10 protein-coding genes are annotated in these 10446 nt (G+C 74.5%); 5 read left to right on the forward strand and 5 right to left on the reverse strand.

Annotation, left to right across the window (positions count from 1 at the left end; genetic code table 11):
• From I4I78_RS24565 to I4I78_RS24575, 3 genes are all read left to right on the forward strand, one after another.
• Nucleotides 1-1450 (forward strand): ABC transporter substrate-binding protein (locus tag I4I78_RS24565; protein WP_218613853.1); only part of this gene is annotated, 1450 nt, incomplete at its 5' end.
• A gap of 13 nt (nucleotides 1451-1463) precedes the next feature.
• Entirely contained in the window at nucleotides 1464-2411 is a 948-nt protein-coding gene (locus tag I4I78_RS24570; protein ID WP_218613854.1) for an ABC transporter permease, read from the forward strand.
• Nucleotides 2408-3172 (forward strand): ABC transporter permease, encoded by a 765-nt coding sequence (locus I4I78_RS24575; protein WP_218613855.1) that lies wholly within the window; start codon nucleotides 2408-2410, stop codon nucleotides 3170-3172. Before I4I78_RS24570 ends, I4I78_RS24575 begins: the two co-directional genes overlap by 4 nt.
• Before the next feature lie 273 nt (nucleotides 3173-3445).
• On the opposite strand, the gene I4I78_RS24580 is transcribed toward I4I78_RS24575, so the two are convergent.
• Nucleotides 3446-4432 (reverse strand): alpha/beta hydrolase, encoded by a 987-nt coding sequence (locus tag I4I78_RS24580; protein WP_218613856.1) that lies wholly within the window; start codon nucleotides 4430-4432, stop codon nucleotides 3446-3448.
• A 283-nt stretch (nucleotides 4433-4715) separates the two neighbouring features.
• Here I4I78_RS24580 and I4I78_RS24585 point away from each other — a divergent pair, with 283 nt between their 5' ends.
• Nucleotides 4716-6191, forward strand: a complete 1476-nt coding sequence (locus tag I4I78_RS24585) for an aldehyde dehydrogenase (protein ID WP_308252332.1) — start codon at nucleotides 4716-4718, stop codon at nucleotides 6189-6191.
• Between the two features lie 46 nt (nucleotides 6192-6237).
• Here the strand turns inward: I4I78_RS24585 and I4I78_RS24590 are convergent, their stop codons facing one another.
• Nucleotides 6238-6816, reverse strand: a complete 579-nt coding sequence (locus tag I4I78_RS24590) for a maleylpyruvate isomerase N-terminal domain-containing protein (protein WP_218613858.1) — start codon at nucleotides 6814-6816, stop codon at nucleotides 6238-6240.
• A gap of 104 nt (nucleotides 6817-6920) precedes the next feature.
• Between I4I78_RS24590 and I4I78_RS24595 the strand changes: the two genes are divergently transcribed.
• Nucleotides 6921-8048 carry an NYN domain-containing protein gene (locus tag I4I78_RS24595; protein WP_218613859.1) on the forward strand — a complete coding sequence of 376 codons (1128 nt, stop codon included), beginning with the start codon at nucleotides 6921-6923 and terminating at the stop codon, nucleotides 8046-8048.
• A gap of 85 nt (nucleotides 8049-8133) precedes the next feature.
• Here I4I78_RS24595 and I4I78_RS24600 read toward each other — a convergent pair whose 3' ends face one another.
• From I4I78_RS24600 to I4I78_RS24610, 3 genes are all read right to left on the reverse strand, one after another.
• Nucleotides 8134-9048, reverse strand: a complete 915-nt coding sequence (locus I4I78_RS24600; protein ID WP_218613860.1) for a DUF2188 domain-containing protein — start codon at nucleotides 9046-9048, stop codon at nucleotides 8134-8136.
• 337 nt (nucleotides 9049-9385) lie between these two features.
• Nucleotides 9386-9871 carry a hypothetical protein gene (locus tag I4I78_RS24605; protein ID WP_218613861.1) on the reverse strand — a complete coding sequence of 162 codons (486 nt, stop codon included), beginning with the start codon at nucleotides 9869-9871 and terminating at the stop codon, nucleotides 9386-9388.
• Between the two features lie 61 nt (nucleotides 9872-9932).
• Nucleotides 9933-10446 (reverse strand): DoxX family protein (locus I4I78_RS24610; RefSeq protein WP_226380366.1); only part of this gene is annotated, 514 nt, incomplete at its 5' end.

Here is a 10446-nt window from a genome sequence, read left to right on the forward strand (position 1 = left end):
CCCGGGCCCGGCACAGCCGGACGGCGAGCTGACCGTGGCAGTGCAGTTCCCGCCGCGGGCCGCGTACGCGTTCGACGCCGACGACGGCGCGCGGCTGCAGTCGCTCGGCGTCGCCGAGACGCTGACCTCGGTCGACGAGAAGGTGGCGCCGGTGCCGTCGCTGGCGACGGCCTGGCAGCAGAGCGCCGACGGCCGCAGCTGGCGGTTCACGCTGCGCCCGGGCGTCCGGTTCCACGACGGCGCCCCGCTCGACCCCGCCGCCGTCGTCACCGCGCTGCGCCACGTCGCCGGGGTCGCCGCACCGCCGCGGGCGATCCGCGGGATCGGGTTCGCGATCGCCGCCGACGGCCCGGACGCGGTGCGGATCACCACCACCTCCCCGGACCCGGTGCTGCCGCTGCGGATGAGCAGCGGCAACCTCGGGATCCTGTCCCCGGCCGCCTACGCCGGCGGCGGGGCGCCGGAGGTGGTGCGCACCGCGACCGGCCCCTACGTCCTGGACGCGGTGAACGGGACGGACTCGGCGGTGCTGGTCCGCAACGACGCCTACTGGGGTACCCGACCCGGCGCGAAGCGGGTCACCGTGCGGTACGTGACCGACCCGCAGACCCGCGCGCTGGCCGTGCAGTCCGGCGACGTCCAGTTCGCCGAGGGACTGCCGAACGCCTCGCTGGGCCAACTCCGCTCGTCCGGGGCCGAGGTCGCGGAGTACCCGAACGCCCGCACGGTGGAGCTGCTGCTCAACCAGTCCGCGGCGCCGTTCGCGGACCTGCGGGTGCGCCAGGCCGTCACGAAGGCGATCGACCGTCCGGTGCTCGCGCAGCAGGTGCTGGCCGGCGCCGCGGACCCGGCGGCGGACCTGTTCGGCGCGGCCGTGCCGTGGGGCGTCACGCAACCCCCGCCGGCGGCCGACGTCGAGGGCGCCAAGACGCTGCTCGCGCAGGCCGGCTACGGGCCGGGCCGCCCGCTGACCGTCCGGCTGCAGACGTTCCCGAACCGCCCGGAGCTGCCCGTGCTGGCCACCGCGATCCAGGCGATGCTCGCCCGCGCCGGGATCACCGTGTCGGTCGAGGTCGGCAACTACGACGCCCAGGAGCCCGACGTGCTGGCCGGGCGGTTCGACATGTTCCTCAACTCGCGCAGCTACCTGTCCGACTACCCGGACGCCACCGGCACGCTGAGCTCGGACTACACCTGCGCCGGCAGCTACAACATCGACCACTTCTGCGCCCCGGCCTACGACGCGCTGATCGCCCGGCTGCCGGGCGTCACCGACGTCGCGGCGCGCCAGCAGCTGTTCGCCCGGGCGGCGCGGATGCTGACCGACCAGGCCGTCGGGGTGATGGTGGTGCATCCGCGCAACACCGCGGCGCTGCGCGGGGCCACCGGCTTCGTCCCGGACCCGCTCGGCGTGCGGCCGCTGATCCCGCCGCTCGTGCGCACCGGGTGACCCCGGTGGTGACGTGAGGGCGCTGGTGCTGCGCCGGCTGCTGCCGGTGCCACTGGTGCTGCTTGCCGCGTCCGTGCTGGTGTTCGCGCTGCCCCGGCTGACCGGGGTGGACGTGAGCCGCGCGGTGCTGCGGGCGCGGGTCTCGGCCGAGGTGCCGGACGCCGCCACCGAGGCCCGGGTGGCCGCCGAGTTCGGGCTCGACGCGAGCGCACCCGTGCAGTACCTGCGCTGGCTGGGCGCCGCGCTGCGCGGTGACCTGGGGCTGGGGTTCGTCAGCCGGGAGCCGGTACTCGACCAGGTGGGCGACGCGCTGGCGGTGTCCGGCCTGCTCACCGTGCTGGCGCTCGGGCTGGCGGCGGTCGTCGGCGTCACGGCCGGGGTGTACGCGGCGCACCGGCCGGGCGGGCCGTTCGACCGGGCCGTCGGCGCGCTCGCGGTGGCGGGTGTCGCGGTGCCGGAGTTCGTGCTGGCGCCGTGGCTGGTCCTGGTGTTCGCGGTCGGTGCCGGTGCGCTGCCCGCGCTGGGCTGGGGCGGGCCGCAGCACGTCGTGCTGCCGGTGCTGACGCTGGCCGTGTACCCGGCGGCGCTGGCCGCGCAGCTGGTGCGCGCCGAGACCGCCGACGTGCTCACCCGCGCGCACGTACCGCTCGCGCGGGCCAAGGGCCTGACCGCGCGCCGGGTGCTGTGGCGTCACGGCGCCCGCCTGGCGACGACGTCGGTGACGTCGTTGTCGGGCATGTTCGTCGCCGGCCTGCTCGGCGGCTCGGTCGTGGTCGAGGTGGTCTTCGGCATCCCCGGCCTGGGCCGGCTGCTCTACGACGCGGTGCTCGCCCAGGACCTTCCGGTGATCCAGGCCGGGACGCTCGCGCTGGTCGCGGTCGCGGTGCTGGCCGGGGTCCTGGTCGAGCTGGCGGGGCTGGCCGCGGACCCCGTGGCACGGTCCCGGGAGGCGGTCTCGTGAACCGGTGGTGGGTCGGCGGTGCGGCTCTCGTTGCCGTCGCGGCCGTGCTCGGCCCGCTGCTCGGGGACCCGGACGCGGCGGACTTCGCCGCGATCCTCGCCGGGCCCTCGCCCGCGCACCCGCTGGGTACCGATCAGCTCGGCCGCGACCTGCTGCTGCGGCTTCTCGCCGGCGCGCAGCTGACGCTGGGGATCAGCGTGGTGACGGTGCTGGTGACCGGCGCCGTCGGGACCGCGGCGGGGATGGCCGCCGGTTACCGGGAGGGGCCCGGCGCCCGCGTCCTGCTGCGCACCGTCGACGTGCTCGCCGCCCTGCCGATCATCCTGTTCGGACTGCTCGCGGCGGCCGTGCTCGGGCCGGGGATCGGCTCACTGCTGGCCGCGGTCTGGCTGGTCGGGTGGACGCCGTTCGCGCGCCAGGCCTACCAGCTCACCGTCGCCGAGAAGGGCCGCGCCTACGTCGAGGGCGCGGTCGCGCTGGGCGCCGGGCCGGCACGGGTGCTCCTCCGCCACGTCGCGCGCAACCTCGCACCGCCCCTGCTGGCGCACGCCTGCGTCCGGTTCGCCGCGACGCTGCTCACGGTGTCCGGGCTGTCGTTCCTGGGGCTCGGGGTGGCGCCGCCGACCGCGGAGTGGGGCGCGATGGTCGCCGAGGGCCGCGAGTACCTGTTCGTCGCACCGCACGTCGTGCTCGTACCGTCGGTCGCGGTGGTCGCGGTCGCGGTCCTGGTCACCGTAGCCGGACGCCGGATGGCCACGTAGCGGCCGACGCGCGACGCGTAGAGCCCCGCCCCCCTCGCGTTGTGGAGCCATGACGTCGATTTTCGGGCCGTCGGACGACGTCAGGGCTCCACAACGCGGGATGGGGGTGGGGCGTCAGTCCCGGTCGAGGGCGCCGCCGGTGCGGTACCCGGTCACCCGCGTCTCGAAGAAGTTCTTCTCCTCGAGCAGGTCCGTCGCCTCGCTGCAGGTACTGCTGGTTCGGGTCAGCTTCGCCGTTCGGCTGTCGGGGTGAACGCGGACCGCTCCCGCTGATCAGGAGCCCGGCGCGGCGTGTTGGTGCGCGGCGGCGGTGATCCCGTCGACGATCGCCGTCTCGGCGTCGTCGCGCGGACCGGGCACCAGGACCGCCCCGGAGCCCGTCCGGACCCCGGCCAGCGGGTGCGCCGCGGCCCAGCCCTTGAGCACCGCGTCGTAGGCCAGCTCGTCGGGCAGGACGAGGTGCAGGCCCTCCTCGGTCCCGAGCCGGAACGGCGGGCCGTCCGGGCCCACCTCCGGGGGCGCACCGGCACGGGCCGCGAGACGCCCGCCGGGCACCGTGGGCCAGTCCGGCTCGTCGCCGTCGGGCAGCGGGTTCTCGCCGTGCGCGCGCAGGAAGTCCAGGCGGTCGCCGAGCCAGGTCCCGAGGTGCCCGACCACCTCGCCGGCCAGCTGCGCCCCGCCGGCCGCGCGTACGGCCAGCACCGGGGCGCCGCTCCCGGTCGCGAGCCACTCCCGGGTCCGGGCGAGCAGGTGCGCCGGAGTGCGGGTGTCCTCGGAACCCTGGCCGAGGAAGACCGGCATCCCGCGCAGGCCGCCGCGGGCCGTCGGCGGGCCGTCGTCGAACGCCAGCGCGCCGTAGAGCAGGGCGGCGCCGGCGAGGCGTTCCGGGGCCGCGGACATCACCGCCCCGGCCAGGGTCACGCCCTCCCGGAACCCGACCAGCAGGACCGGGCGCGCGGGGTCGCCCTCCCCGTCGAGCCAGCGCAGGACCCAGGCGCAGGTCGTGTCCAGGCTCGTGCGGTCCGGGACCCCGTCGTCGGCGTCGAGGAACCAGCGGTACCCGGCGCCGAGCTCGACCGGCGCACGCACCGCGGCGTAGGCGACCGACCCGTGCGGTAGCCACGGCGACATCTCGATCACCGAGTGCTCGCTGGTCCCGTTGCCGTGCAGCACGACCACCAGCGGCGCCGAGGGGTGCTCGGTGCCCCAGCGGGCGACGACGGGGAGATCCCCGACGTCGGTGCGTCGGTCGTCCGCCACCCTGGCCTCCCTCGTCCGGTGCCTGTGCACGATAGGGCTCCGGACCGCGGCCCCGGTCTCAGATCGAGACGGGCGACCTCTCGACGACGCCGCGACCGCCTTCTGTTGGTAAATGCGGTTCAGATCGTTGATTATCTCCGCAATTTCGGATCTGATAGTGGCGGTCGACGACCCGCTCGTCGGCTGCACGCCGATGTATCCGCCTTACCTGAGTGGCCCGCTCCGGCTCCGACCGCGGCGCCGACCGGGCCGACGAGAAGACACCCCACTGCCGGGAGGCACCGTGACCGTCACCGCCGACGCACGTACCGAACTGGACCGCACCCGCTTCTTCATCAACGGCGAGTGGGTCGAACCGCGGGGCACCGAGACCCACGACGCGCTCGAGGCCGCCACCGGCGAGTCGCTCGGCACCGCGGCGCTGGGCACCGACGCCGACATCGACGCCGCCGTCCACGCCGCGCGCGAGGCACTGGAGAACGGCCCGTGGTCGCGCACCACCGCGGCCGAGCGCGCCGAGGTCATGATCCGCTTCGCCGAGGCCCTCGAGGCCCGCTCCGAGTCCACCAGCAGGCTGGTGAGCCAGGAGAACGGGATGCCGATCACGCTGTCCTCGGCGTTCAACGGCGCCGCCCCGGCAGGCCTGCTGCGGATGTACGCCGACGTCATCTCCCACACCGAGCTCGAGACCGTGCGCCCGAGCGCGCAGGGCTCGACGATCGTGCGCCGCGAGCCGGTCGGCGTCGTCGGCGCCATCACACCGTGGAACTACCCGCAGGCGCTGGCCATGTTCAAGCTGGCCCCGGCGCTCGCGGCGGGTTGCACGATGGTGCTCAAGCCGTCCCCGGAGACGGCGCTGGACACCTACGTCTTCGCCGACGCCGCCCAGGAGGTCGGCCTGCCGCCGGGCGTGCTCAACATCGTGCTCGCCGGCCGTGAGGCGGGCGCGTCGCTGGTCTCGCACCCGGGCGTCGACAAGGTCGCCTTCACCGGCTCCACCGCCGCGGGCCGGATCATCGGCGCCGAGTGCGGCCGCCTGATCCGGCGCTGCACCCTGGAGCTGGGCGGCAAGTCGGCCTCGGTCTTCCTCTCCGACGGCGACATCGACACGTTCCTCGCGGCGATGCCGACCTCGTCGTTCATGAACAACGCCCAGACCTGCACCACCGCCTCACGCATCCTCGTGGCGCGCTCGCGCTACGACGAGGTCGTCGAGGCCGTCGCCCAGTTCTCCCGCGACCAGGTCGTCGGCAACCCGCTCGAGGAGTCGACCACGCTGGGCCCGATGGCCTCGCAGACCCACCTCGACCGGGTCATGGGCTACATCGACGTCGGCCGCAACTCCTCGGCCCGCCTGGTCACCGGTGGCGGGCGTCCCGCCGACCAGGACCGCGGCTGGTTCGTCGAGCCGACCGTGTTCGCCGACGTCGACAACAACGACCAGCTCGCCCGCGAGGAGGTCTTCGGCCCGGTGTTCGCGATGATCCCGTTCGACTCGGACTCCGACGCCCTGCGGATCGCCAACGACAGCAACTACGGGCTCGGCGGCTCGGTGTACTCGGCGGACGAGGAGCGCGCGCTCGGCTTCGCCCGGCGGGTGCGCACCGGCACGATCGGTGTCAACCGCTACGACATCGACCTGGGCGCGCCGTTCGGCGGCATGAAGGACAGCGGCATCGGCCGCGAGCTCGGACCCGAGGGGATCAACAACTACCTCGAGTACAAGTCGATCTATGCCCCGGCCGACCGGCTGGGCTGAGCGCGATCCGAGTTCGCACGGCGTGACCGGGCGGACTTCCGGGACGTCAGCTCCGCACCGAGGAGTCCCACCGCCACTCGCGGACCGGCTCCCGGCCGTCGAGGGGGCCGCGCCCGGTCGCCCAGAGCAGGGTCGCCGCGGCGTTCCCGGGCTCGGCGGGGACGTCCGGGAACAGCCGCGTCAGGACGGTGCGGCAGGTGTCGTCGGGCATCGAGAACCCGATCCCGAGCCCGCGGGCGATGTCGTGGGTGTGCAGCAGGACCTCGACCACACCCATCGCGGCGAAGCCCCCGGGGTCGGCGACGCCGTTCGGGTGCCAGCCGCGGGCGCCCGGGTGCGCGGTGCGCACCGCGCTGGCCAGGAGCGCGCCACCGGCGTCGACGACGCGCAGGATGTCGTCCGGCCCGGCGTCGGGCGGGACGGCGACGTCGAAGGAGACGTAGTCGTTCTCCGCCTCGGCGGCGAGCTGGGCGGCGTAGACGAGCAGGTCGTCGGCGACGTGGACCGCGGTGTCGCGGCAGGACCAGGACAGGTCACCGGCGGGGGCGGACCAGTCGAGGTCGGCGTGACCGCGCAGGGTCCGGACCATCTCGTCGGTGACGGCCTCGACGTCGTGGGCGCGCATGGTCTGCATCGTCCCAGGTGCGGGGCGTCCGCCGTCGGGTGAGGGGCCGGCGGGGGATAGGTTCGTGTCGCGAGTCGCAACCGGCGGAGAGGAAGTCCACAACCGTGGCGAACGAGGACGAACGCATCGCGCTGTTGCTCGACTACGAGAACCTGGCGATCGGGGCCCGGGACGGGTTGGGCGTGGCCCCGTTCGACTTCGGGCCGCTGGCCGACGCGCTGGCCGAGCGGGGACGGGTCGTCGTCCGCCGCGCGTACGCGGACTGGTCCGCCTTCGACGAGGACCGCAGGCTGATGGCCCGCGCCCAGGTGGAGCTGATCGAGATCCCGCAGCGGATCGGCGGGTCGCGCAAGAACGCCGCCGACATCAAGCTCGCGGTGGACGCGATCGAGCTGGCCTACGAGCGCGGGTTCGTCACCACGTTCGCGATCGGCACCGGCGACTCCGACTTCACCCCGCTGATGCACAAGCTCCGCGAGCTGGACAAGCGGGTGATCGGGATCGGGGTACAGGACTCGACGTCGGCGCTGCTGCCGCCCGCCTGCGACGAGTTCCTGTTCTACGACCGGCTGCCCGGCGTCGAGCCGACGATCGAGCCCCGCCCGCGCAACCGTCGGCGCGGGGCCCCGAAACCCGTCACCGGCGCACCGGCCCCGGCCGAGACGCCCGCCGCGACGAGTCCGCCGGTCGTCACACCGGCGCCGGTCGAGGACCCGGTCGACGAGCCGGTCGTGGCGAGCACCGAGGAGCGCGACGTCGCCGCGCTCGTCGGCAGCACCCTGACCGGTCTGCTCCGGCACTCCGACGGACCGGTACTGGCCTCACGGCTCAAGCGGGCGATCCTGCGCAAGGACCCCACCTTCGACGAGTCCGACCACGGCTTCCGCGGGTTCGGCGAGCTGCTGCGCCACCTGGACAACCAGGGCGTGCTGATCCTGACCTCGGGCTCCGCGCAGGGCGACCCGGAGGTCGGGTTCCCGGAGGACTCACCGGCCGACGCGGACGCGTTCGGGCTGCTGGTCGACGTCGTGCGCGAGCTCGCCGCGTCCGGGGCCGCGCCGCAGCTGAGCCGGCTGAAGAACCAGCTCCGCAAGCGGATGCCCGACTTCGACGAGAAGCGCTACGGGTTCGGCAGCTTCCTGTCCTTCGCCAAGGCCGCCCGCGCGCGCGACCTGCTGTCGATGGAGTGGAACGACGACGCGGGCGACTACCTCCTGCGCCTGCCCGGCTGACCGGTCGCAGCCCGCACACGCAACCCGAGCGCATACGGAACGGGCCCGCCCGGCTGATGCCGGACGGGCCCGTGACGTGGACGGTTCAGCGCTTGCCGGCGGCCTTGCGCGTGCCGACCTGGAACAGCTTGCCGGTGCGCGAGACGACGGCGCCGGAGACACCGAACGCGGTCGCGACCGTGCCGGCCGCGACCCGGCCCGCGACGCGGATCGGGTTCAGCGGGCGCACCGCGCGGGTCAGGCGCTCGACGGCCTCGTCGACCTGCTCGGCGGCGCGCTCGCTGCCGAGGTGCACGCGCTCCGCGATCCGGGCCCCGGTGGAGTCCAGCTCGCCCTCGACGCTCGAGGAGACGGCGTCGGCACGGTCGGCCGCCGAGACGGCCTGCTCGGCGCCCTGACGGGCGGTGGTGGCCACGGTCTGGGCCGACCGTCGGCCGGAGGCGCCGATCTCGCCGGCGACCTGGTTGCCGGTGCGTGCGGCCTGGCCGGCCAGCTGGTCACCGGTACGGCGCGCGGCGTCCGCGGCGGCCTTGCCGGCCTGGGCGGTGTCCTTGGCGCCGTTGCGGGCCCTCTTCGCCTCGGCGGTGACCTTGTCCGCGCCGGCGCCCGCGGTGGAGGCGGCGTACTTCGCTCCGGTCCGGGTCTCACCGGCGACCTTCCGGCCGGTCGTCGAGGTGTCCTTCGCGACCGAGTCGGCGGTCTTCGCGGTCTTGTCCGCGGCGGAGCCTGCCTTCTCGGCGGCCCCGGTCGCGGCGGCATTCGCCGTCGCCCGCGCCGCGGTGGTGGCGGTGGCGTCGGAGTCGCCCTCCACCGCGCGGGTCTCGCGAACCTCGCCGTCGGTGCCGTGCATCACCAGGTTGCCGCCGCCGTCCTTGGCGATGATCTCCACCGCGCGGGTGACGGCCTCGGCCTGGGTGGCGACCTTCGCGCTCGCGCGCTGGGCCTTCTCCTTCTCCACGTGCCAGCCGTCCTCGGCCGGAACGACATGACGATCCGCCATGGGGTCCTCCTGTCTCGTCGTCGTACGTGATCGGCGATCGGCCGGACGGGAAACCCGGTCGCCCCTGTACGGGCGACTGATGCGGCGTGGGGGCCGTGCAGGGCACCCGTGGTCCGGCCACGCCTTCTCCTGCACCGAGGATGCCCGCGGAGCGCGAACTCGAAACGCCGCGGACCGCACACGCGGGCCACATGGGGGTGACATGTGGCCGGAGACACACCGTCGCGGGCCTGCGACGATGCCGGACCTGCCCCGGTGTCGCCGGGCCCACGACGGCGTCGCGTGCCCGAGCCCGCGACTCCGTCGCCGCGTCCGCCCGGCACGACCGGGGCCGTTCTCAGCCGTCGACCGCGGCCGCCAGCCGGTCCAGCGTGTCGAGCAGCTGCGCCTCGGACACCCGCGGCATCCGGGCGATGACCTCCGGTGCGGTGACCGCGCTCCAGTCGTAGACCTGGGTGACCGTCGTCGCGCCGTCCCCGCCCGCGGTCAGCTCGTAGGTGTAGGTCTGCCCGCGCGGTCCGTGCCCGCCCATCTCCGGAGCGGAGGCCGGGGTCCGCTCCATCCGGGGCTGCCAGCCGATCAGCCGGTCGCGCTCGAACGCGATGATCTTGTTGGCCATCTGGTAGTCACCCAGGGCCTCCTGGAACATCTCCATGAAGAACTGCTCACCCACGCCGGTCACCGGGGCCGCGCTGCCGGCCACTCCGCGCAGCATCCCGGATCCGTCGATCTCGGTGTGCCGGGCCGGGTCGGCGAGCAGGTCGAAGATCCGTCGAGCCGGCGCGTCGACGTTCCGGCTCACCCGTAGCTGGGTCGCACTCATACGTGCAGGCTGCCGCATCCGTGTGGATGCGGCAGCCCGTGGATCTTGCGGAAGGGAAGAGTCAGCCGATCAGGCTGCGGATCTCGCCGCGCCGCACCCAGGCGATGACGCCCACGACCGCGCCGATCACGAGCGGGGTCAGCACGAGCAGACCGCCGTCGAGCACGAACGCCTGGGTGTAGGCGGCGCCGACCATCAACCCGACCAGGCCGAGCGCGGCCGCCCCGGCGGAGCGGCGGACGAGCAGCCCGACGCCGCCGAGCAGTTCCAGAGCGCCCACGAGGTACCGGAACCACTGGCCGAGCCCGATCTGGGTGAAGATCTCCACCGCGGTGGCCTCGCCGAACAACTTCGGTCCGGCCGAGGCCACGACGAAGAACACGCCGAGCAGGATCTGTGCCGTCCACAGCGCGCGGGTGGCGCCCTTCGAGCGGGCGGGTCGGGCGGTGACGGTGGTGGCGGACATGGCTTCCTCCGGGCTCTGCGGGTGCGCGGCGGTGGTGCCGCGGTCGATGTCAGCTACGACCCGGGACGCGGCCGGAACTCGTCGGCCACCCCCCGCATACCCCGCGATT

This window comes from Pseudonocardia sp. KRD291 (genome assembly GCF_019263595.1).
In the GTDB taxonomy this organism is placed as follows: Bacteria; Actinomycetota; Actinomycetes; order Mycobacteriales; family Pseudonocardiaceae; genus Pseudonocardia.